Raw genomic sequence first — 21,727 nt, forward strand, 5'->3', positions numbered from 1 at the left:
CCTCTTAGAAGACGCGGCAGGAACTACTGACATCGGTAAAGCTATTTCTTGGGGCGTCTGGCACCTCTTCGGATTCCAGAGACTGGGTTCATAACTCTTACCAATTTGTTTTGGGTGGCCAGTTCTGACGCTACCATTCGGCCTAGGCGCGGATGTTCATCTATGACCTCCACCATGCCCAGTTCAAGGTCGGTAAAGTCATGAGTGCCTGGGAGCAGAGTCTCAAAACGGGTAAACCGGTCGATAAACTTCAACCTGCAGAATCCCGTTGGACCGTCTCGGTTCTTGCCGATGATAATTTCCGCGGTGCCTTTGAATTTGGTTTCCGGTTGGTAAACCTCATCCCGGTACACAAACATGATGACATCGGCGTCTTGTTCAATCGCACCTGACTCACGAAGGTCGGAAGCAACGGGGCGTTTATCAGGACGTTGTTCTAGTGAGCGATTCAGTTGGGAAAGTGCTACCACTGGGCAGTTGAATTCCTTGGCCAGCGCTTTCAGCGATCGGGAAATCTCGGAAATTTCATTCGTGCGATTTTTCCCGCTGGCGCCGGGGATCTGCATCAGCTGCAGGTAATCGACCATGATCAAACCGAGCTCACCATGCTCTCGCGCAATGCGTCGTGTGCGGGAGCGCATATCGGATGGACTGATCCCGGAAGTGTCGTCGATGAACAGCTTTCTATCGTTGAGTAGATCGACCGCGGAAGACAGGCGAGGCCAATCATTGTCCTTCAGGCGTCCAGAGCGAATCTTGGTCAAGTCGATACGGCCAATGGACGCAAGCATGCGAAATATCAACGACTCGCCTGGCATCTCAAGGGAGTAAACCAATACCGGCTTTTCCCCGTGAAGCACCGCATTTTCAACGAGGTTCATTGCGAATGTCGTTTTGCCCATTGATGGTCGACCGGCAACGATGATCAGATCAGCAGGCTGTAGGCCATTGGTTTTTAAATCCAGATCCGTGAAGCCGCTGGAGAGACCTGTCATGGTCGATGCTGATTTTGATCGCGCATCGATTTTCTTTTTAGCCCTGGTCAGGAGTTGAGAAACACCTGTTGGGCCACCACGTTTCCGAGTTGAAGTGACGAGCGTCAGCACTCTGCGTTCTGCGTCTTCAATCAACTCGGCGGCGGATCTGCCTTCAGGGCTTTGCACGCTCTGAGAAATTTCCTCGCACGTCGTGATGATTCTTCTAAGCTTGGCTCGCTCTCTGATAAGGCTCGCGTATGAATCGATGTTTGCCGTTGACGGAGTGTTGGCCAAAAGCTCCTTCAAATATTCGATATGCCCAAGCTGACCAGCTGCAGGCTCGCTGCTGAGATGGTCATGGAGGGTGACGACGTCGAAAGCGACACCACGATCAGCAAGGGTGCTGATCGCGCGAAAGATTGCCCGGTGTTCTGACGTATAGAAATCGTCGACTGCAACCAGATCAGCCATCGACTCAAACGTAGAATTGTCCAGCAGCAAACCACCAAGCACAGCTTGTTCTGCCTCGATTGAATGAGGCGGAAATCGCTGCGACTCTGTGAGCTCATCGGTTGCGAGTCGGGTCATCAGTATTTCTGCTAGTCGTTGCCGTCGAAGGGCCGGGGATTTAGATGCAGCGATTTTAGACTACTGCGAACTCAAATATTGCAAGGCTCAATCAGGGGCCAATAGTGAGTTTTGCGAGACTCTCCCCTTAAGTCGGTGTGTTCTTGTTGATCATACCAACCAAGCCTGCAGCAGAGATCGCCTGACCGGCGTCTCTGTCTATGGCATGTAGCTCAGTGCAGGCGTCCTCGCCCATCCCGCTATCTTTGAGGCAGGCCAGCAATGTGAACCCACTGAGCATCCAGAAAGCTGACGACAGCGCTGAGGTGCGATCGTCGCCATTGGGCATCAACAACGCGCGGCGCAAGTTTTCGAGCTCGTGGCGGGCTTGGTCGACGATGGTTCTTTCTAAAAGGGTCATCTGAGTGTCCTTGATCTCGCGGACGCGAAAGTCGTGCGCTGGTACTGGTAAAGCCCGCGAGGCGGGCTGAGGAAGTACAGAGGAGGGGGGCAGCTTGTCTTTAGAAGCAAGCTGCGATCGTCGATTGTAGCGCCTGGCGCCTGGGAGCTATGTCGGATGCTTCCGAAACTACTGTCTTTTATCCGTAGCGAGGCTTACCCACTACGGCGATCTCATTTGGCAGTGTCAGGCGCATTAGTTAGGCCAAGAGAAGAGCCTGCTGGCGCGGGTTCATTTGCTCCAAGCTGGGCCAGTTTCCTTTTTGCGATTTCGGCACCGCGCTTTCTCAAGGGTTGCTCGACATACCGGTAATTGAGTTCACTCATTACGAGCATGATGACCGCGGAGGTCAGCAGCAACTGGGCGGTGTAGGTGCTTGTGAGTGGTGAGTCATTTCCAGCCGCTACGCGGCTCCAGATCTCGGTGCTTAGGTGGTAAGCAAACATGTGGATGACATAAAGCGCGTAGGATCTCGAACCTAGCCATTTCATTGGTCCGGTCAGAACTGCCGGGCAGTAGATATAGCCCTTTTGGTAGCTCGCGAGCCACACAATGAGTGCGGACACGATTGCGATTAATCCCACGGCTATTGGGGTCAAGATCAGTTGTCCAGCAATGGCACCGAGCATGTAAACCAGGAACAACGTAACCAGAGCTCGTGGGAGAAGGCTGTTGCTAAGGGCAGTTGGCTCAACCTGCTTGTAGAGATCTGAACGGGTGAAGATGCACAGCAGCACACCCCACATCATCGCATCCAGTCGGAAGGAAAATAGAAGACCTGCAGGGGGAGCAGCGAAGGCGTTACGGTCTAAGCCGAACTGGGCCACGATCAGCAACAGCAGAGCGATCACTCTCCACTTCGGTGAAGTCACCAGCAGTAGGAAAAGGGGGAATACGAAGTAAAATTGCTCCTCCAGGGCCAAGCTCCAGTACACAGAGTTGGGGCCCAGAAGCACACCATACATATTCGCAAGGTTGCCACTGAAGGTGACAACAGCCGTTATGCTGCGCAGGTTGTTGTACCAAGAGTCAAATGCATTCGACTGGTTGAAGAGAATCGAAAAGGCCAACGGAATTAAGACCCACAGCCAAGCAGTCGGCAAAAGACGGTAAGCGCGGCGGATCCAGAACGAAATCGCAGCAATACCGAAATTGCCCTGCGCACGATGGTTATCAAAATAGTCCAAATAGCTTTTGCTAACGACAAATCCGGATATGCAGAAGAACAGATCCACCCCTGACCAGGGCGAGTAGACGTTGAAAACCTTGGCCAAAAAATCTGCGTGGAAAGGGAGCATCTGATTTACGTGGGTCACCAACGTCATCAGGATCGCGACACCGCGCAAGTACTCAATTTCCCAATTTTTGCTGCTGCTCATCGAGTTTTCTCTAATTATTCTAGTGATGGCCGAGAGGCGCCGAGACTAACGGCTGCTCTGTTTCTAGCCTGTACGTTTATGATCAGAAGGGCGATTAATAGGGCCAGCCTTCAGGAGGGGAGGCGGTGAAACCTGTTACTGACTTCAAGACCAAGTGCCATTCTTGATCCGCGACCTGTGATTGAAGACCACACTCTGCAGTGTTACTGCTGAGCGCGCGACCGTTCTCATATCGAAGAACGTTAGGTTTTGGATAAGAAAAGCTGAGCCTCCCGCAGGGGGCGTCAACCAATAGGTAGTGACCCTGTTGATCTGCCTTCTCAATCGAATAGGTGCCCGAAACCGTGACGGTTTGATAGCCGTCATTCGAAATCACGGTCGCGTGCTTGTTCTCATTGAGTACAAGCATGGATTTTTGGGCTTCTTCACACCCGGTGAGAACGATTGGCACCGCTAAAATTGATAGGGTTTGGATTAATTTCATGTGATTCAATCCTTGTGACAAACCGCCGATGTTCGAGTCGGCGCCTGACGTCAATGTGTCATCCATTATCTAATCGTTGGTGGTGGCCGGTTTGCTGCTGAAATAGGTCGCCACAAGCGCTGATTCACCCGACTTGTAAAAAGGCCAAAATACCGTGCCGCAGCGGTACCGCATCACGCGTGTTGGGCCATTTCCTCGAGCCACTTCCATCCAGTCGTTCGGACCGCAGTTGGTGTCGTTGATCGACACGTTCGTCATATTTATGCGCCCAACAATCTGCCCTGCCCACTGGATGCGGTCTGCTATCGACCCAATCACAACAGTTGCGAGAAGCACGGAGGCTAAGGCCGTTGCGAGAAGCACGGAGGCTAAGGCCGCAGGTTTAAATTTCATAACTATCTCAGGCTTTTAAAGTGGTTTCGCCGTAGCGAAAAATACGTGATTCTACTGAGTTCGCGTCGAACATCGGCGCTTTTCAAGCTGGTCGCCGGTAGCCGCCGACAGCAGTGACTTGCAACCATGGTTACGCACGTGGGAAAAATGCAAGCTTGCATCGAGCCCGATATGGCTGGTTGAAGTCAGATATGTCGAGGAAGAATCTTCTGAATGGGTTTGGCAGATTCTGGATGGGCGAGCTCATGGTCAGGCTTTGACCACGAACTCCTCGATCAGTGACGTCTGATCCCCTCACTCCCTTAAGGATCCATCGGTGCTTACCTATAACGCATCAGCATGAGAAAGGCCGGACAAGCGCTTGTTGACATACCCCTCGACGTATTCGAACCGACGCTCCTGTATTTCCCCCATCCTGCTTAAAATCCCTTTTGCCTTCGCGCCATGGACGCGTTGAAACGAGGCCACTGCGTCGGCGATTTTTGAATTTAAACTGAAATCCAGAGCCCCCATCATCGCATCAGGTTTGTCGGTACCGCAGCACATTGCAACCTGGGCGCAGTCGGAGCCAGTGATATGAAACCCAAGCGCTTCGTAGTAGGGGACTTTGTCCACGTTGCAGGACAGCCCAATGTGACTGTATTGGCCTTGGACTCTTCGCAGCATTTCACGAAGGATTCCCTGCCGCCTGTGAGTAGCGCAGACCACGGTGTAGCTGATGCCACAATCCTCCGGGTCGTTGCCACGCAGTACAATCAGGAATCCGACAAGATTGCCCCTTGCCTGATCTCTGGCGAGCACAACTTCAGCAAATCCTCCGTAACAGCCTGTGAGGGCGTCTAAGAGATACTCCCGCACCTCTGCCTCCACCTGCGCAATGCAGAGACTGCTCGTGGGGCCGTGAGGCTTCACGAACTTGTTGATCAGCTCAACGTAGTTGGCGCGAGCCAGCTTGATCGCTTGATCGATGTCACCTTCGGTTAAATCAGTGGTAATAAACGACATATACTTTCCGTAGTTCGCGGGTTTATTCATGGCTAAGCGAGTAGCAGAGCTAAACCAGCAATCCCAAAGCTGATGCCCACGAGGAGCGAAACTCTAAAACGCTTCTGGTATGGGCGGTAATGTGAGCTTTCAATACGCTTGAACTCGGCGCCTCCAATCCCTGCATCGTTCATCGCATGCAAGGCGATTCGCAGATTTTGACTAGATTTTTCCTGGTCCTGCTTCGCCTCAACGTACCGCGAATAGTTCCAGTAGGACATCAAAAGTGCTCCGACACAGATTGTCAAAATCACTAACTGAATAATGAGTGTCGACATGTCATTCCTGCTTGATTTTGGGTAGTAAATGCTTCCCTACCCCTTGGGCAGCCCCTTAGAAGCGAGGCCGGGGTAGAGGGAAAGGATTTTGGCTCTCGTACACACGCAGGTTAGGGCGTTGGATATCGCCATGGCACTGCCTGACGCGCTCTGCTTTTTTGGCTCGAGCTACTCAGGAATTCCATTCTTTTTGAGGGTAATAAACACCGGCCAAGAAGAATTGTTCACGATCTTCCAGATCCAAGTGTAGTTACCCACGGATCCCATGATCTCTGAATCAATTTCGACTTGATGGCTTGCATGATCATCAACCGCGAGGACTTCAACGTCATAACGTGGGAGTCTGCTTTCCAGGTCATACGGCCCAGCAGGGCGACGGAACGAGCCACCTGAAGGAATTTGAATCTTGTGATTATCGTTCATGCTGAAGTACCCGCTCTTTCCATCGTCAATTGCTCAGCCATTGCTGAGCGTTCCCGTCAGTGTCTACCAGAAGTTGACGAATTTGTTCACGTGTCGCAGGTTCGTCAGCGTCAATGGTGTACTCACAGTTTTCGCACCGTACCCACGTGTCCCCGACAATCCATACGACAGCAGGAACGTCAGCGATCAACTGCACCATGGCAGCTAGCAGTAATGGGTGCTCTTCGTGTGCAGACTGGGTTTCCACTGAGGTACTCCTATTAGCCGTTTCACGGTCGTCGTCGTTAATGCCTATAACTCAGTGAGTGCGGATGGATCTGTGCCGACGCTGCGTAAAAGCAGCCAGACTTGTAGTCCTTCTGGCTTGCCGGGCATGCGCAACAAATCCATTCCCAGCGGCTTCACCAAAGCCCATACACCTGGGCCAATTGATTGCATGTCGCCTATCTGCTGGAGCGCGCCCCTATTCACCTGCTCCTGTAGCTCAACCAACAAGCCTTGGCGATCCCATGCCCGAGGTGTTGAATCGGCCTTTGAGTACGGAAGAGCGCGCAGATGGTCTAGCGCGGCCTGAATATCCGGTTCTGAAACGAACACAGCCGTTTTGGCTTTGGCAAAAAACGAGCGCATCTAATTTTCTTAGTCGTCCAGGCCGGTGACGCCATCGCCCTTCCAGAGGCGATTAGCGACCCGACGAATCAGATCGAGGTCAGCCTGTTTGGTCGACGGGCTGAACAGGTTGTCGATGAATTCATCTTGAGCAATTTCCCGACAGAAGTCCGGGCGGGAGAAGCCAGACCCGAGCAGGTTGGAGAACTTCTCTTCACCCAGCAGGCGCTGGGCTGCCGCATCGAACTGTGCTTTCGTTGCCATGGTCGTTTTCCTCTTAGCCAGCGGCGTGCGAGTCGTCTTCGTCCGGATCGGATGGATTGTTCCTCTGGATGGCCAGATGAGCATCCGTCGACCAGGCTTCGAACCAGTCGATATTGGCTCGCGCCACGGAGGCAAAAGTCATTTCGCCGCGGTCGAATTCTTCCTGATGCAGCGGCTCGAAACCGGTATGGTCTTCATACTGCTTGAGCCAAGCGAGCTGGGCGTCATTGGCTTTGGTACTGGTGATTGCCATTTCTGTTCCCTTTCAGAGTGGACGCATTGCGCTGACTACCGCCGAGGCCCACTTTGACCCGTAATCAATAGAGCCAAAAGCGTGCCGCTCGGCCTGCTCCACTTGTTCCATCGTTAGCACATGCAGCCCCAGTTTTCGGGCTTGAATTGCAGCCTCACGGTGTACGGCGGTCCGCTCAGCAGCCTGCCATTCATCGAGGCTACGACCATCGCGCATGGACGCCTCCAGCTGAAAAGCCTCATAAATGCTTTTTGCTGGTTCGCTCTGTGGCTGAAAAATGTCCTTCATTGTCATTCCTACGCAGTTATCACGGACGCGAAAACCGCGCCTCTCCTACTGACTTGGCCCCGGCTTTTGAGGGACGGGGCTTTGGGTGCAATTGAGCGACCTTTTTAGCGCTGTGCGGCGAGTACTTGGCGCACAGCTTGTTCATTCGCAGCGCCGATTTCGTCTCCGATCGCGCGAAGCTCTTCAAGTGTGATCAAACCGCCAGCGCGGATCGCGTGCAAGCCAGCGTTCGCACGATGATGATAGGCGCGACGTTCGCCGTCGTCGCTTTGTTCGGACAGCATGGCAATATCTGAGCGCACGTAGCCAATGGCGCTTTGTTTGTTTTGTTCGATTAACTGTTCCGGCGTAAGGGGTGCTGCAGTAGCTGGCACTACTTCCACGCCAAATTTGCGACCTTCATGTGCTTCTTTTTCAAAACTCATTGCCCTAATCCTCTGGGTGAACGTGAAAATTGGTGTTGTATTACGTACTCGGCCCCGGTTTAGAGGCCAAGGCCTATCCGTTACTTGCCCATTACAAATCGAAAGCCGACACGATGAGGGCATCCTGGGTGCCGACCCCGCTGACGGTTAACCGGGGAAATTTTACAAGGGTTGCGCACTGCTGGCCGGTTCTGCCGCAATGACCATCAAATAAACGCCATGCGCCGTCCGGATCGTTAGTTCCCTTCTACTCGATCGTCATTGCCTGGGCATCGTCCCAGTCGGTTGGTGACGCTGCGCCCATGGCGAAAGCGATACGCATGCCCACGGTTGGTCGCTTGTGCTTCAACAGGTAGGCCGCAGCGCCTGCACACATGGATTCATGGCCTGACGGCGCGTAGTTGCCATCATCGTCCCATTCGCCGCCACGAGCGGAGTGGACGGTTTTATGGCATTGGAACGTGCTGTGGTCATCCTCGATCAGCCCGGCAATAATCCCGTCTAAACGACCTGGTGCGAGCTCAATCGCGCCTTGCTTGAGAAACGGGCAGTTCGTGCAAGGACGCTTGAGCCGCAGGTGATGCTTAAATGGGTTCGCCATGAGATTTTTCTTCAACTGGACGATGATTCGTTGTCACGGAGGATCTGCGCGACTTCGACGTGCAAACCGCTTGCATACCACCGGTCGAGCGGCGTCATATCAGTCTTACGAAGCACGGCCAAAGCGCTATCCAACTTGACGCGCAGAGATTCATTTTCCAGCAGTAACTCGAGGTTGCCAGCCGCCACCTTTTTGACCGTTGCAAGCTCTGAACGCAGTAATTCAAGCTCTCGGTTTTCCGATTGATTGGCCATCTTCGATTCCTTTTTCCGTTAGCTGGCCGATCCCGAAAACTCGCGGATCACTTCGTGAGGCTTCGTACCTGACTGCCAGAGCGAGAACAGCTTTTCATCAAGCGCTGCGCTGTAAGGAATGCCTGCGTCCTCAAGGTAGCAGGCGGCTTCGTCCTTCCACTCTTCGAATTCCATCGACTTTACCTACCTGTCGATCGCGTCCAGCTCACCCAGGACCCGACGTGCCTCAGATGCGACCCAGGCCCCAAGTTCATGGCCTGCTGCCTCCCAGTTATTTCTCAACTCATCGATCTGATCCTGATTGAGTCCTGCGGGGCGATGGAAATAGGCACAGCGCGCCTGCCGGAACACGTTCAATGCCTCCAACGATTCGTTGTCCAAGGTAAGGGTCAACGGATCGGTCAGAATCTTCAACGAAGAAGGCTTGTTTTGCTCAATGGTCATAATTTCCCCAGGTTCCTATGGATGCGAAAAGTTCGTCCTTCTATGCACCTAGCCCCGCTTCTTAGGGCAGGGCTTGGATGTAGCGGGCGACTCTTTCTATAAAAAAACGGTGTCAGTGAGGGTCTTGCTCCCATCGGCGCCGACGGTGGACATTTGCATCCGCGCCCCTTCACCGCCACGTGTCTCAAACCCCTCGGGCGGATTGATCAGGAAGCCAAAAGCGCGAGTGTCTTCGCTGCCAAGTGTATAGCCATGACTGAAATCCTCGTTCTCTGGCAGCCGATCAGCAAAAAATGGTCGGATCAGCTCAACCTCGTCAGGGGTTAGCGGATAGAAAACATTGTTTGAGTGCTGCATCAACCATCCGCTGTTGCCTGCATGACACAAGATGTAATTGTCCGAACCGAACTGGCCCTGTTTTAGACGCACTTGGGCAACCCAACCGATTGAGCCGCGCATCGAGCCGCCATGCGGTCCAGTCTTCACGAACATGCCTTGCTCGGGCATGCGGCGCCCCGAAAAACCGCCTACGGTCTGCATCCAACGAACCTCATGGTCGGCGTGGATCGCCTCATGGATCTGAGTGTGCAGTTTATCGAACTCGGTCTGGTTGGTTTCATCAAGCGGCATGGGTTGTGTCTCCTTACGTTTCGATAGGATGGACACTGTAGGGCGTCCTTTACGTCCGCGGCCCCGGTTTCTTAGGCCGGGGCTTGGGGTGCAGTGGGCTACTTTTCCTTCACTGCTGCACGTTGATTGCGAACACCTCGACCGGCTCACCGCCAAAGTGCGGGTGGGTGATAGTCGTCACGCGGTAGCCACGCCATGGCAGCGACAGGCGACGGGCTAAATCACTCCGCGCCGGGTAACCCTTGGTCAGCTCGATGCGATCATAGATGCGGCCTTCCAGGCGCTTGCGCCAGTACGGCGTCAGCAGACGGAATTCCTCGGGCTTGGTGCCAGCCCGGATCGCATCGAAGTATTCGCCCTTGAGGGCCAGGGTCAGCGTCGCCATGGTCGTTTTCCGTGTATTCAGTTCTGATTGCACAGGGCTGCGCTTGCCATCGCTGCAATGTCGGCTTTCGCACGGCTTGCTGCGTGCTCCAGCCAGAGAGGGAAAAATTGATCGAAGGTAAATTCGATCACCTTGTCTTCGTCCAGCGAATCGGACGAACCGAAGTCTATGAACTCGGCGGTGTCACCAACACGGCAAAGTCCGTACTCGTTTGTCTGGTGAAACCATGACAAAAAAGCCTCGGCTGGGCCGCGCTCCACTGTCACAGTGAAGCTGTCGAATTCCGGCCCGCTGTAGAAGTCAGCGGGGTCATCGCAGGGTTCGACGTTCTCGACATGGCGAATTGTTGCTCGAACAAAGCTACCCAGAATCATGTGGTCTTTTCCAATAACAATTAAGCGGCGACGCGGCAGGTGGCCGACTGGCCTTTCTCAATGCGCCTGAATTCAACAACCCATACCCAAGGGTTGGCATCCCAGCGATTAGGCGCGCTGGTCTCAAGCGTTGCGCCTTTTGGGAACGACCAACCGTTATTGTGACGCCATAGCGTTTTGAACGACTCACGTGCCGTGTGAACGCATGAAGATCCATCGCCGCTCAAATGGTAATCACGCCAGAACTGGCGTTCATGTTCGTTCGCAGGGTTGATTTTTGGCACGGGAATGATTCCCTCGGCGACACACTGGTCGTCGCTGATTGATTGCAACCGCTCGATCCCGACAGCTGTGACCTCAAGCAAGATGCGCCGGGCCCACTTTTGCATACGTGAACCTGGCCGCACATTCTTCGAATAGTCCCAGTGGGCTACAGATCCGTTGAATTCTGGATCGTCACAGCCCGAATAAAGCACCGGCGCTTTGTCTGCGGCGTAGCGCGATAAAATCACTGCACCGCAGGGCGATAGTTGGGCCTCGGTGTTTTCCCGCACCCACAGCCGATCACCGGGCTGACCGTACACGCAGAGCTCATTAGCGCGAGCTGCAACCCACTCCGGTGATTGATCGATTAACCACTTCGCAGCGGCACCTTCCACAGCAAACCGGGCAACGGTCTTTCTCCCTTGCAACACGGCACGAACCATATGGTCATTTAACAACATCGAGCGAACTCTCATTAGTTACATTCCTTCGATTCGCAGACGGGAAACCACGTCCTAGTACTGCCAAAGGCCCTTTCGGGCCGGAGGTTTGCAGCAATCTTTTCAGTAACCAGTTTGCGGTTAATTGAAGCGCGGCACGCATGCGGCTTCCGGTCCTGGTATTGCCCCAAGATTGATCAGTGTCACCATCTGGAATTTGTGCCCACAGTCTTCGCAGGACACCAAGCTATAGCGCTGGTCGCCATTGTCGCCGGATGACGCCAAATCCCCCCAGGCGCCGCCCATGGCGTGTCGTTCAGTCATTGTGAAGCTGTAGCCGGACTGGCCCCCGCACTTAGGGCAGCCATTGTCGGGTGAATAGGTAGTAGTCATGGGCGTTTTTCCTTAAAGCCCCGGTGAACCGGGGCCGGATACCAACTTTTAGCCCGCGCTATACGGCTCTTCGGCTAAAAATTTCCGCCCTTGTTCGAACCAAGATCGGGCTTCGGCATAGTTGTCCAAATCAAGTGCTGCCATTACATGAGCCAAGGCACCCACAGCAGCGTCTTTTGTGATTTGGCCAGTCTTGTAGCCGTCCAACACGTGGCCGAGAAACTCGTCCATATTCTGGTGGTCTCGCTGGTTAAGCTCAGGTTTCGATGCCATTGCGATAATCTCCTCACCAAAGCGCGGAATTGCGCCTCCTATGTCCTCGGCCCCGCTTTTGAGGGCAGGGCTTGGGGTGTACCTGGACGACTTTTCCTTGGAGCGATGATCTCCAGTCCTTCAATGTAAGCGTTAAATTTCGAGGATCGACAATAGCCGGTTGTAATCTGCGCCTTCTGGTGGTCGCTCGGCGCTATCCATCGCCACACCATAAGCGACAACTTTCCGCACCAGTTTATCGAGCTTCTGCTTAGCCTCGATATAGATTTCGCGGTCAGTCTCGCCGCCACATTCAACCGCCAAGGTTAGCGCTTCGAGAGCTAGTTTCAGTGCATTTGTCTGCGGCATTTTGCTTTCCTTTATCACTTCGCTGGGTAGGTAAGCGCACGCCGTTAGGCGTCATCGCTTTCCACAAACTGGCTCACGAAGGCGTCAACCTTGGCAGTTAGTTCACGCTGCTCACCTTCCACTTGCGCGAGTCGCTCTTGGTAGTAGGTAATGCACTCTACGAGGGCATCCTGTGTGGTTTTAGCGCGCATACTTAGATTCATGCCGCGAGTATTGTCATACAGCCAGAAGCCGTCGCTGCACTCTGAAAGCGTTAGGGTCTCTGTGAGTTTGGTGCTGTTAATGTGTTTGCCCATCTTGCTTTCCCACGACAATAAGGTTTCGGGCCAAACCATGTGACCCTCGTTCGCGGAATAAAGGCAGCTCGCCAAATCCCAACTCGATGGAATCGTCCCACGACTGCGGAGAATGCAAGCCCAAATCCAGCCCCCTCTACGCATCTAGACAAGGGCCAATTCGACGGCTCTCCGTATGGTGACTTAATCGACGGCTAGATATCCGGAACCAAATGTTTGCTTCTCCAGCTTGAGCTAGCATTCAGTCGAAATCGGAGCTCACTGTTCAACCCTGACACTGGAGCTGTGACTGAGCGCACAATGCGCGTCCGCGCGGTTAAGAATAATCTGACATTGGGCGTCGGCTCAGCGGTCTCTGAAATAAATGCGCGAAAAAAGCCCGCACTGGGCGGGCTCGGGCAATTTCGAGGCCTATTGCTTCCGGGCCACCAAGATGACCACCGACACGGTGGTACCGGCGAAAGCATTCTCGATTACGCGCGACCACTCCAGTTCGAATCCTGGGAGCATGTCCTTGTTTTTGGCACTGGCGGGCAGCACGGCTGTGACTTGTCCGCCAGCCGTCAACAGGCCCGCAGCCGCGGTCAGGTGAGAAAGCCAGCGGCCTTCGCTAAATGGTGGGTTCATTACAACACGGTCGAACCGGTCAGCCGTTGAACCTGCCCAGTTCAGAAAATCAGCTTGGGTAACGTCGAAGCCCTTGGCCTCCAGCACCTTGCAATGCAGGTCGCTGATCTCAACGCAACGCGTTCGATCCTTGGGCATGTGATCGGCGATGCCACCAATGCCTGCAGAAGGCTCCAGGCAAGTATGCTCTTCGCCGATGTTGGCCAACTCGGTGACTTGGATTGCTAGCTCATCAGGTGTCGGATAGAACTGATGAGCCCGCTGGTCTGGCACACAGCCAGAGACGATAATCTCATCAAGGGCCTCGCGTGGGCTGAACTCGAATTCAAACCAAACGTGTGCATTCTTGTTGTGGCGCACCCCTCCTATCATCGCAAGAACCTTTTCGGCTTCGGCCTGTACTGCCTCACTGCGATCGCCATAGTCGAACTGAAGGGCATGAGGGTTGGCTGTCAGCGGTGGCCGTGGCTCCTCCCAGCGGTCGTATCGCACTGGCTTGTTTGGCTCTGAGCGCAACTTGGACAGCATGGTAATTACCGCGAATGGTAGCGGGCGACCGAACACTTTATGCTGCTTGCCCTTTGCGGTGGGTTTAGTGCGGAAGCTGGCGGGAATAGCCGCCGGGTATAAGCTGGCCAGCACCGCATTTAGGCGCCATGCCATGTCCGGATGCACCTCAATATGGCATGTACCCTTCTTGTACATTTTCATGCGCAGGGTGCCACCGTCCACCTCATACCACTCACCAGTACGGCGCCGGAACACTTCCAACAGTGGCCCAGTGTCGCCGTGGCGAGGCTCTTCGCGCCCCATGAATTTTGCAATGACGCAGCGCAGATCATTTAGATAGCCTGCACGCTCGTAATCAATGGTGTCGTAGCTGGTGATCATGTTCGCAACGATCATTCGCTTGCCGAAGGCAGCTGGGCTGTTGGTGACGTGCTCGCCTGAAAGCGCCCGGAAAATTCCGTCTACACGCTCGGCGAAAAACTTGGAACGGGCCAGCAGTAAGTCGTTCAGGGTGGAACGTACCGTCGTCTCTTCGAATTCCGGGAGCGGGTGCACCTCCCATTCGTCCTGTGACTCATTGTTATGTCGACGAGACGATGACTTTTTGCCCATCGGATTGCGGATCTGTTCTTGCCACTCCGTACGGCGTTTTTGAGGCATGCACTCATAAACGTCTGTGAGCGATAAGGCTTTGCCCCAGTAGGATGCATTGAGAGTGGCAATCGCGGGTTCGAGTTGCATCAACCGCGCGACGTCGGTGGTGTAGTAGCGGCCTTGATCGCTTGTATTCCCTTCCATGAAGTACCAGAGGGCGCTGCTAAATCCTTCGCCGGTCATCATTTCATGCAATTGCTCGATACGCCCTCGTTCAGAGAGATAGCCGCCAATCAGACCATCTACCAGGTCAGCGGATACGGGCGCGAAAAATTCCGAAGCGTCCTCAACGATATCGCCGATTTTGGCGTGGGATAGGTCTGTCATGCTGGTGATCTCTTACAGTTTTCGATACTGCCGAAACCCCCAATTAAGGAGGTGCGTTTAGTCGGTGCGGAAACCGTGGTTGTAAGGATCTCGATGGGTGTTGCATGTGGATTGGCAGGGCGCCGGGAGGCTCATTGCAATCGTTCCTAGTGTCTCACCAGTTTTAAAAATGCAAGGGGGCTTGATAGTGACTAATGCCGTGTACGGCAAGCCTTCATCAGAAGAGGTAAATGTAGGCGCAACGTATATTCGTTCACTGTTCAAAATGGACTATGAAAATGTCCTATGCCACTCAAATACCGACCGCAGGAGGGCATGCCCACAAGTTGCCGAACCTTGGTTTTGCGCGGTGAATCGAGACCGGTCGACTACAAATTCCGGGTTTCAAAATTAGGGCGCCGCGCTTAATACGTGGTTGAGATGTCCTGGTGCTCAATCCCGACAGATCTGCACCTCTAGCCTGGTCAGGGAATTAGTGAAACGGAAATTCGGCACACTCATTTCTATCTGGAAAAACGCCTAATTGTCGGATTTGGACGCTGTGGCCTCGCCTGTAAGCTGTTCTATCCCTTGGACCTCCATGTGGGGGGACGATCCGATCCGTTTTCGAGCTGACAGGTGCCAAAGTCTGAAGACGACCCCTGGCCAGAGAGAAAATGAGATGGCTTCATTCCCGCAACGAGTTCAAGACAACATTCTGCCGTTGTCCGTCGGCGACACGCTCCCTGAGGTTTTTACTGAGTGGCTGTTTACGGAGCGGGCTTACGACTACGGTAAACCTACAAAAACCTGCGAGCTTTGCGAGCAGGAGTCGTTGCGGTACCACTTTGAAATTCGCAATCGGTTTACGCAGAAAACGCTCTGGGTGGGCTCGCATTGCATTCTCAAATACCAAGTCCCCGTCTTTGAGCAAGGAAAAGAAGTCACGGACGTCGACGCCAAAAAACACCTGAACCATCTGATGAAAAAAATGCAGATGGATTCGTGCCTGGCGGCGCTGCAGAGATTGGCAGGGTCTGAAGGAAGTTCCATTCTGCAGTTGGCGTTGGACTACTACAGACAGCACGCCATGCTTTCACCCAAGCATGCTTACAGTATTTTTTGGCGCCTTCGCAGTCATCGAATCGACCACAATCCCTCTGCGTTCAAAGTGAACCTCAAGCCCGCGGATCTTCAGGAAGAGTTGAGGGGAATGGTTTCAGGCCACGTCCATACGTTTTGGCCTGCATTGACCTCAAAGCAGAAAGAGTTAGCCGCATCATTGGGGCATACCCCTCCAGCAACCTGACTGCGCGCGCGGTTGCATTTTCTGAGGGCGTAGGAGACTGGCTCTAAATATCCGGTGCCTGCGAAATGAAGAACCATCAAAACCTTGACCTGTTCCACCCCGAAGAGTCCCGTCTGACAGTACTTAGCTTCGGAGGTGGCCAGGATTCGACCGCGCTACTTGAGCTGTACATTCAGGATCCGGCGTTTCGTAAAAAGTATGCGCCGCGCGACTTCATGGTGGTCATGAGTGACACGGGTGATGAGTACCCCGAGACCTACGTGCATGTCGAAAATGTTCGGCGTCGTTGCCAGAGCGAGGGTATCGAGTTTCACTTCCTCACAGCTGATATGGGATTTCATTCCGAGAGCTGGCTATCACTCACGCACTTTTACCGTACGAAAGGGACGATCGGCAGCAAGGCCTATCCGAAGACCTGCACTGACAGGTTGAAGATTCAACCCATCTACAGGTTTCTCGAGGAGTGGCTGAGTAAAAGGTATGGGGTTGTCTGCAACAGGAAGCAGGGAATACGCGAGTTCGCCGCGTGTTACGGAAAAATTCAGGTGATGCTTGGCATTGCCAAGGGTGAAGAGCGCCGCGTCGCATCGCCTGATAAAAACCCCAATCGCTGGTACCGAGAAAGCATTTCGAATCTGTACCCCTTGATTGATCTCGGTATGGACCGTGATGCGTGTCAGCAGTACATCGCCAATTCAGGCCAAATGGTTCCCCCTCCATCTAACTGCCGCAGCTGTCCGTGGCTCAGCCTGCAAGAGCTTGAGTATTTGAGGCGTTTTGAACCAGCACACCTCGAAATGTGGGTTGAACTTGAAGCTGCGAAAATCGAGAAACACCGAAGCCAAGAGAGCGTCATCGTTTCCACGAAAAGTGGCCCAAAAGTGGTGAATCGAAACTATGGCGTGTTCGGACTCGACTTGCTGCCCAAGAAGATCCAGGAGGCCGGAAGAATGTTCGGAGATTGGTCGGATGAGCGAGTCAGGGAGTACCGCATGAGCCACGGCCATTGCGTGGCCACGGCTTACTGATCATTACGAGTTCAAAAACTACCCCCTGAACGGGGTTGAACCCCGTGCAACGACTCAGGCTTCGCATGAAACCATGAGTCAGGCACTGCTATTGACATGCATCGACTAAGGATTCCGGCAATGAGTACCAAGATCTACAACGGGTTGATTCTGCGAGACAGCTCAATTGAGCAAGCGCTGAAGCATCTTGTATCCATCAAGTCACAGTGTGTCGATGCTGCCGAACAAGCAGCTGCCAAGGTGTGTGCCCGTGAGATGGCTTACTCAGTCGATTTAGCTGCAAACTTCTGCGTACTGGGCGAACAGATCCAGCCGTTTAGAACCTGGAAACTCATGGAAAAATTCGACTTGGCCAAGGTCTCTGTGCTCGGGAAAGGCGTTCGTAATACCGAGTGGGATTTCACGTTCGATGTTTGCTTGATCCCTTCGAACGGTAACGTACTGGCGATTTATTACGTTGAATCGGATCTTGGCTACCGCGAGGCATTGCTTGGCGTCGGCTTCAAGGACTACCACTTCCAGACCTCCACTGATCGACCAGAAGATATTTCCGATGATGAATGGAATTCACGTCAAGAGGCGTGGAATTCTGCGCTGCCAGGGCGTAGTACGCCTCGTACGGTTGGAGTGACCTACAGCGTGGTCTCATGGGATGACTACAGCTTGGTTTTCTACAACCCGAGCTTGATCCATGCCCAGATTCCGACACCTGAGGTGAGGAAAAAGAGGGTCGCTCGCCGACTATCTGAGCTCGAGATTTGTTCCAGCCAACCAAAGGTACCGCTTTCTGAAATCATCGATCGGATTATGGAGCGGGTACCTGTGCGCCTGCCAGATGTGCTCCTGGGCGAAGTCCAGATTGAATATTGAAGAGGGCGCTGATCGCGAGCCAGCTGCAGATGGTGGTCAACCGTCTGCAGTGAGTCGCTGGTTTTTCATGCATCTTCCGCGCGTCTGGTCTCGGTATTGGTCTGCTCGATTGATGGCGTCCGGGGCGTATGCGGTGATGGTTGAAGACAATCTTCCGAGGAGAGATTGGGTAAGGAGGACACTTCGGCGGGTAATTGCCTGGGGCCTGTTTTGCGTTCCTGTCGAACTGCCTGTGAAAGTAGGCGTAAAACACAAACAAACTGCTAAAGAGCATCCTAACGATGGGGCGATATAGTGCTGTTTTATTGATCCTTTTTTCCCTGGCGGGGATCATTGATAACAATTTTACTCACCTGATTTTTCCCATGCAGTTCATGGGGCAGGCTGTTTTGCAAAGTTTTAATAATCTGTTGTTCGCCATGCTCATTGTTTTATCGCTGGGCATAGGTTTCGTCGGCCCATTCATATTGCGCAGGCAAGGAAATGCCCCCATAAAAATTGAGATCGAGGCGAACAAGATCACGGCTAATGCCGAGATCATTGACACGTCTACGCTGCCGACTTTCTCTCGTGGGAAGGATCTCATTGCTGACGCTGATGCGTTAAGTGCCCAACTGAATCTCGTACTCAATCACCTACAGCGCGGTAGATTTTTCACCCTTCGTCCTGCGATTGAAATTATTGCTAGGCGCCCTGACGGACGCGGTCTGACTCGTTTAGAAACCTTAACTATTGAGCAGGCTGCATTTGATGCGGGTGCGATGTCAGTGAAAATCATCTCGAAAATCTGCGAGCCACTGCGTGATCGTGAGGTGCAAGAGCTCAGATATATGGAGCTTGGCATTTGGTTTGAAGATTTGACGGGTGATCCTGGACGCCTCTCCTGTTCGGCAGAGTTTCAAGCCGCGGGTATGCCCGAAGCATGGTTTGATGAGCTCTTGGGTAGGGCTGAGGCTTCACAGCGCCGGTATGTCTCTCCAGGAGTTTTGTCCGCTGTGAAGGTCAGGATCTGCTCTGAAAATTATGAGCAGTTCGAGACGACTTTAAGAAAAATCAGTCAGCGTCTTGGAACCAATCCCTGGGTCCGAGATTTAGCTGAGCCAAACTACGCCCATCTCTGGGAAAGTCGGCGCCCAATTTTCGAGTCAGCGTCACGCTAGAACTCTCAACCAGCACAACCAATCTCAAGGCTTTTATCGTGACCCTAAAGCGTTCTCTCACAATCTTGTTGCTATGTACCTCTTTAGGCGGTCCTTTGATTGCTTGGTCCGCTGACAATTTCCGCGGCGTGACTGTAGCTGTTCTCGATGGAGACACCGTCGAAGTGCTTACCGATCAGCATGAGCAAAGACGTATTCGGTTGGCGGGCATCGATGCGCCGGAAAAAAGCCAAGCCTATGGCCAAAGATCGAAGCAAAACCTGGCCTCCATGGTGGCCGGGAAATTGGTCGATGTTGTTGACCATGGCCGTGATAAATATGGTCGAACGATTGGCTCGCTTTCTGTTGGCGGGTTGGACGTAAACGCTGAGCAGGTTAAGGCGGGATACGCCTGGGTGTATGCGCGGTACAACCGTGACAGCAGGCTTCCAGCATTAGAAGAGGAAGCGCGGCGGGGGCAACTCGGCTTGTGGCGAGACCCTAAACCGACGGCACCCTGGGAGTACCGCCACTCAAAGTGATGCATCGCGTTGAATGTCCCCACGGTTTGGAACGCATAACTGCTCCTTTTTTGGGGGCAGTTAAGGGTTTGCATTATTTCTTGTCATGGGATGATCGCGGCAATTGGCATGCATCACTGTTTAAACGGAGCGCCATAGTCCTGCATTTGTGGGGCTGTGATCGCAGAGAGATGCCGCTTTGCCGTTCACCTAACCAAAGTGTTGGATTATGAGTAAATCAGCTAAGAATGATGAAAATTTTGTTCTGATAATCATCGGCGCAGCCTTCAGCGTGCTTATGATTTTGGGCGCCATAGGGGGGCTGGGGAATCATTTTCTGAACGGGGGGCATGATGGTTGGCTTTCGACCCTGAGTTGGTTAGCTTTTGGGCTTGGCGGCTCAGGAGTGGCGGCGTTCTCTAGCAGTTATGTCCTTAGTCTTGAACCGGTTGAAAATAACGTGCGGGGGCTACAACGCACTTGCCAAGACAATCGCATTAGAGCGGAAAAATCGTGAAACTGACCCTCGGAATCGCTCTGGCATTGTTTTCGACATTTGTTTTAGCTGAGCCGCTTCAACCCGCGTGCGGATCCATCCTTTCGCTGGATGACCTGAGCACCGAAGTGGCGGGGGTTACAAGGATTGAAGTGAAAGAAAGCCTCTGCATAAACGCGAAGCAATTTAGCTCTGCTGTGATCAGCAATCCGGAAGAGTGGAATATTCGTTCTGCAGCGAATGGATTCTCGATCATGACACCCAAAAAGGCTGGCCAATCGCTGGTTGTTCTCTTCGAACCGGGTAAGGTTACGGGCCACCCAGTGATGATTTTGGCAACTCCTGGGCGGTAAAGGATGTTGGTTGGATGAACGATCGCCCCGGACTCAAAACCGGGCCGTGGCCTTAGAGACAAGCACGATTTTCGTGCTCGAGAACGGAAGGGAAGGACTTATGACTATTGGCGGTTACAAGATCGTTTGGGAAAGCCAACTCCCGAACTTGAGCGAGCGCATCAAGGCTAATTTCTATGCCAACGTCAATCAGGTTGCGACAGCTGCGACTGAAACCGCGATCCATGAGGCGACTTTGGTTACGAAGGCATACGTGGTTGGTTTACTGGACGCGGAAGCGCTCAACCAGGACGAGGCAGGAATTTTGGCCAGGATGGTCGCTCACATTGAAAACGAGGCGAAGGCCAAGTTGAGCAAAGCACCGCACGCAGGCGCCCTCGTTTCGTTCGGTTCGAATGTGCACACTTTGAAGTTCAAAACCTCGACCGGCGACGAGCTGTCGGTGGATCTTTCCGAGGCTTCCAGCTTCGTTAAAAGCAACAGTTTCTTGCTTGGAGCGAATAAAAAATCTTCTGGATTCGATCCTTTGACCGCTGCCCGCAGGGAGTCAGTGTTTATGTTGCAACTGCTTGAGCATGCAGCAGGCGTAACGCTCGATGAAAGCCAGAGGGCGACTTTCATATCGGTTCTTGCGGATCTGCCAGAGGGCGCAACTGTAATTGACCTCCTTGATGCGATTCTTGGCATCGAGCCTGAGGTGTACAAACCACTTGAACCGCTTTTCAAAGCCCTCCAGCGGATGCAGGAAGAAGGGGTTTATGCAGGCCTCTTTGAGCAACGCGTTGACGTGTAAGAAACCACCAGTAACGCACTATCCCAGCCATCACGCTCACAACTCGATAGCGATGTTGGCACCTACGATGGCGGTAGTTCCTCTGACACGGATGTGTGCGTACCAGCTGAAAATAGTAGAGAACTATGATCCGCAGAGAAGAAAAATGCTGATTTTCGACCTTGTTCCGCCATTTCTGGTTGGGCTCTTTTTTGCCTCTTCGGCGATCGCCGCTGTAGTTCACCAGCTCAGTGGCGGTCATCAGAAAATTACAATGACCTTTTTGGTCATTGGCGCTGTGGCGCTGTGGCTGGGGAGTGAGCAGTGGGCTGAGCCGTTTCCAGGCGCGATCAAAACCATTGTGATTCTCGCGACCATCCTTCAACTCCTCATGGCCGGTGTTGCTTACTGGTTGCGAGATCCTAAGCCTAGAGGCTAAAGATTCTACATGCCCAATATAAGCTCGCCGAGTCGCGGGCTTTAGCGGTACATGATCGCGGATTCGCGTCCAAAATGAACAGAACGCGGTGACTACGCCCCTGTTGGAGCAACCCCTGATCGACAACACCAAGGCCCTTTTGAGATCAGAGCTTGTT

The 21,727-nt window shown here is 53.3% G+C and carries 35 protein-coding genes; 9 read left to right on the forward strand and 26 right to left on the reverse strand.

Annotated elements, in window-relative coordinates; translation table 11 throughout:
• Nucleotides 1–41 precede the first annotated feature (41 nt).
• The 26 genes from dnaB to AEQ63_RS13640 all read right to left on the reverse strand — a co-directional run bounded on the left by dnaB (nt 42) and on the right by AEQ63_RS13640 (nt 14,664).
• Entirely contained in the window at nt 42–1,565 is a 1,524-nt protein-coding gene (dnaB, locus tag AEQ63_RS13520) for a replicative DNA helicase (RefSeq protein WP_064363755.1), read from the reverse strand.
• Nucleotides 1,566–1,692: 127 nt separating this feature from the next.
• Nucleotides 1,693–1,965 carry a hypothetical protein gene (locus AEQ63_RS13525; protein ID WP_064363756.1) on the reverse strand — a complete coding sequence of 91 codons (273 nt, stop codon included), beginning with the start codon at nt 1,963–1,965 and terminating at the stop codon, nt 1,693–1,695.
• Between the two features lie 212 nt (nt 1,966–2,177).
• Nucleotides 2,178–3,383, reverse strand: a complete 1,206-nt coding sequence (locus AEQ63_RS13530) for an acyltransferase family protein (RefSeq protein ID WP_064363757.1) — start codon at nt 3,381–3,383, stop codon at nt 2,178–2,180.
• A gap of 94 nt (nt 3,384–3,477) precedes the next feature.
• Nucleotides 3,478–3,867 (reverse strand): hypothetical protein, encoded by a 390-nt coding sequence (locus tag AEQ63_RS13535; RefSeq protein WP_152972361.1) that lies wholly within the window; start codon nt 3,865–3,867, stop codon nt 3,478–3,480.
• A gap of 69 nt (nt 3,868–3,936) precedes the next feature.
• Nucleotides 3,937–4,260, reverse strand: a complete 324-nt coding sequence (locus AEQ63_RS13540; RefSeq protein WP_064363759.1) for a hypothetical protein — start codon at nt 4,258–4,260, stop codon at nt 3,937–3,939.
• A 324-nt stretch (nt 4,261–4,584) separates the two neighbouring features.
• Nucleotides 4,585–5,265, reverse strand: a complete 681-nt coding sequence (locus tag AEQ63_RS13545) for a GNAT family N-acetyltransferase (protein ID WP_064363760.1) — start codon at nt 5,263–5,265, stop codon at nt 4,585–4,587.
• A 32-nt stretch (nt 5,266–5,297) separates the two neighbouring features.
• Entirely contained in the window at nt 5,298–5,582 is a 285-nt protein-coding gene (locus AEQ63_RS13550; protein WP_064363761.1) for a hypothetical protein, read from the reverse strand.
• Between the two features lie 168 nt (nt 5,583–5,750).
• A complete protein-coding gene (locus AEQ63_RS28135) occupies nt 5,751–6,005 on the reverse strand; it encodes a hypothetical protein (RefSeq protein WP_152972362.1) in 255 nt (84 codons plus the stop codon).
• 291 nt (nt 6,006–6,296) lie between these two features.
• Nucleotides 6,297–6,635: a hypothetical protein gene (locus tag AEQ63_RS13560; protein WP_064363763.1), complete on the reverse strand. Its 339-nt coding sequence runs from the start codon at nt 6,633–6,635 to the stop codon at nt 6,297–6,299.
• A 9-nt stretch (nt 6,636–6,644) separates the two neighbouring features.
• Complete coding sequence (locus tag AEQ63_RS13565; protein ID WP_064363764.1) at nt 6,645–6,878, reverse strand: hypothetical protein; 234 nt, start codon at nt 6,876–6,878, stop codon at nt 6,645–6,647.
• A 13-nt stretch (nt 6,879–6,891) separates the two neighbouring features.
• The gene (locus AEQ63_RS13570) at nt 6,892–7,131 is read right to left on the reverse strand and encodes a hypothetical protein (protein ID WP_064363765.1); all 240 of its coding nucleotides are present in this window, start codon (nt 7,129–7,131) and stop codon (nt 6,892–6,894) included.
• A 12-nt stretch (nt 7,132–7,143) separates the two neighbouring features.
• Complete coding sequence (locus AEQ63_RS13575; protein WP_064363766.1) at nt 7,144–7,419, reverse strand: hypothetical protein; 276 nt, start codon at nt 7,417–7,419, stop codon at nt 7,144–7,146.
• Nucleotides 7,420–7,523: 104 nt separating this feature from the next.
• Complete coding sequence (locus AEQ63_RS13580; RefSeq protein ID WP_064363767.1) at nt 7,524–7,844, reverse strand: hypothetical protein; 321 nt, start codon at nt 7,842–7,844, stop codon at nt 7,524–7,526.
• Nucleotides 7,845–8,091: 247 nt separating this feature from the next.
• Nucleotides 8,092–8,445, reverse strand: a complete 354-nt coding sequence (locus AEQ63_RS13585; protein WP_064363768.1) for a hypothetical protein — start codon at nt 8,443–8,445, stop codon at nt 8,092–8,094.
• An 11-nt stretch (nt 8,446–8,456) separates the two neighbouring features.
• A complete protein-coding gene (locus tag AEQ63_RS13590) occupies nt 8,457–8,699 on the reverse strand; it encodes a hypothetical protein (RefSeq protein ID WP_064363769.1) in 243 nt (80 codons plus the stop codon).
• A gap of 18 nt (nt 8,700–8,717) precedes the next feature.
• A complete protein-coding gene (locus AEQ63_RS28645) occupies nt 8,718–8,873 on the reverse strand; it encodes a hypothetical protein (protein WP_161806080.1) in 156 nt (51 codons plus the stop codon).
• 9 nt (nt 8,874–8,882) lie between these two features.
• Complete coding sequence (locus tag AEQ63_RS13595; protein WP_064363770.1) at nt 8,883–9,143, reverse strand: hypothetical protein; 261 nt, start codon at nt 9,141–9,143, stop codon at nt 8,883–8,885.
• A gap of 96 nt (nt 9,144–9,239) precedes the next feature.
• Nucleotides 9,240–9,773, reverse strand: a complete 534-nt coding sequence (locus AEQ63_RS13600; protein ID WP_064363771.1) for a hypothetical protein — start codon at nt 9,771–9,773, stop codon at nt 9,240–9,242.
• 109 nt (nt 9,774–9,882) lie between these two features.
• Nucleotides 9,883–10,158, reverse strand: coding sequence for a hypothetical protein (locus AEQ63_RS13605; protein ID WP_064363772.1), 276 nt, complete (start codon nt 10,156–10,158; stop codon nt 9,883–9,885).
• 17 nt (nt 10,159–10,175) lie between these two features.
• The gene (locus tag AEQ63_RS13610) at nt 10,176–10,532 is read right to left on the reverse strand and encodes a hypothetical protein (protein WP_064363773.1); all 357 of its coding nucleotides are present in this window, start codon (nt 10,530–10,532) and stop codon (nt 10,176–10,178) included.
• 20 nt (nt 10,533–10,552) lie between these two features.
• Complete coding sequence (locus AEQ63_RS13615; RefSeq protein ID WP_064363774.1) at nt 10,553–11,272, reverse strand: hypothetical protein; 720 nt, start codon at nt 11,270–11,272, stop codon at nt 10,553–10,555.
• Between the two features lie 105 nt (nt 11,273–11,377).
• Nucleotides 11,378–11,629, reverse strand: a complete 252-nt coding sequence (locus AEQ63_RS13620; protein ID WP_064363775.1) for a hypothetical protein — start codon at nt 11,627–11,629, stop codon at nt 11,378–11,380.
• 48 nt (nt 11,630–11,677) lie between these two features.
• Nucleotides 11,678–11,902, reverse strand: a complete 225-nt coding sequence (locus AEQ63_RS13625; RefSeq protein ID WP_064363776.1) for a hypothetical protein — start codon at nt 11,900–11,902, stop codon at nt 11,678–11,680.
• 132 nt (nt 11,903–12,034) lie between these two features.
• On the reverse strand, nt 12,035–12,250 hold the full coding sequence (locus tag AEQ63_RS13630; protein ID WP_064363777.1) for a hypothetical protein: 216 nt from the start codon (nt 12,248–12,250) through the stop codon (nt 12,035–12,037).
• Between the two features lie 44 nt (nt 12,251–12,294).
• The gene (locus tag AEQ63_RS13635; RefSeq protein ID WP_201784919.1) at nt 12,295–12,585 is read right to left on the reverse strand and encodes a hypothetical protein; all 291 of its coding nucleotides are present in this window, start codon (nt 12,583–12,585) and stop codon (nt 12,295–12,297) included.
• A gap of 372 nt (nt 12,586–12,957) precedes the next feature.
• Nucleotides 12,958–14,664 (reverse strand): DUF4942 domain-containing protein, encoded by a 1,707-nt coding sequence (locus AEQ63_RS13640; RefSeq protein ID WP_064363778.1) that lies wholly within the window; start codon nt 14,662–14,664, stop codon nt 12,958–12,960.
• A gap of 661 nt (nt 14,665–15,325) precedes the next feature.
• On the opposite strand from AEQ63_RS13640, the gene AEQ63_RS13645 reads away from it, so the two are divergent.
• From AEQ63_RS13645 to AEQ63_RS13685, 9 genes are all read left to right on the forward strand, one after another.
• On the forward strand, nt 15,326–15,952 hold the full coding sequence (locus tag AEQ63_RS13645) for a hypothetical protein (protein ID WP_064363779.1): 627 nt from the start codon (nt 15,326–15,328) through the stop codon (nt 15,950–15,952).
• Nucleotides 15,953–16,017: 65 nt separating this feature from the next.
• Entirely contained in the window at nt 16,018–16,980 is a 963-nt protein-coding gene (locus AEQ63_RS13650; protein ID WP_064363780.1) for a phosphoadenosine phosphosulfate reductase domain-containing protein, read from the forward strand.
• 120 nt (nt 16,981–17,100) lie between these two features.
• Complete coding sequence (locus tag AEQ63_RS13655; RefSeq protein ID WP_064363781.1) at nt 17,101–17,850, forward strand: hypothetical protein; 750 nt, start codon at nt 17,101–17,103, stop codon at nt 17,848–17,850.
• A 281-nt stretch (nt 17,851–18,131) separates the two neighbouring features.
• Entirely contained in the window at nt 18,132–19,010 is an 879-nt protein-coding gene (locus AEQ63_RS13660; protein WP_064363782.1) for a hypothetical protein, read from the forward strand.
• Nucleotides 19,011–19,048: 38 nt separating this feature from the next.
• On the forward strand, nt 19,049–19,531 hold the full coding sequence (locus AEQ63_RS13665) for a thermonuclease family protein (protein ID WP_064363783.1): 483 nt from the start codon (nt 19,049–19,051) through the stop codon (nt 19,529–19,531).
• 208 nt (nt 19,532–19,739) lie between these two features.
• Nucleotides 19,740–20,027 (forward strand): hypothetical protein, encoded by a 288-nt coding sequence (locus tag AEQ63_RS13670; protein WP_064363784.1) that lies wholly within the window; start codon nt 19,740–19,742, stop codon nt 20,025–20,027.
• Nucleotides 20,024–20,359: a hypothetical protein gene (locus tag AEQ63_RS13675; protein ID WP_064363785.1), complete on the forward strand. Its 336-nt coding sequence runs from the start codon at nt 20,024–20,026 to the stop codon at nt 20,357–20,359. The genes AEQ63_RS13670 and AEQ63_RS13675 overlap by 4 nt, the downstream gene beginning before the upstream one ends.
• Nucleotides 20,360–20,459: 100 nt before the next feature.
• Entirely contained in the window at nt 20,460–21,152 is a 693-nt protein-coding gene (locus AEQ63_RS13680) for a hypothetical protein (protein ID WP_064363786.1), read from the forward strand.
• A gap of 145 nt (nt 21,153–21,297) precedes the next feature.
• Entirely contained in the window at nt 21,298–21,570 is a 273-nt protein-coding gene (locus AEQ63_RS13685; protein ID WP_152972363.1) for a hypothetical protein, read from the forward strand.
• The last annotated feature ends 157 nt before the right edge of the window (nt 21,571–21,727 follow it).

The sequence above is a fragment of the Pseudomonas sp. RIT-PI-o genome (assembly GCF_001297215.1).
GTDB lineage: Bacteria > Pseudomonadota > Gammaproteobacteria > Pseudomonadales > Pseudomonadaceae > Aquipseudomonas > Aquipseudomonas moraviensis_A.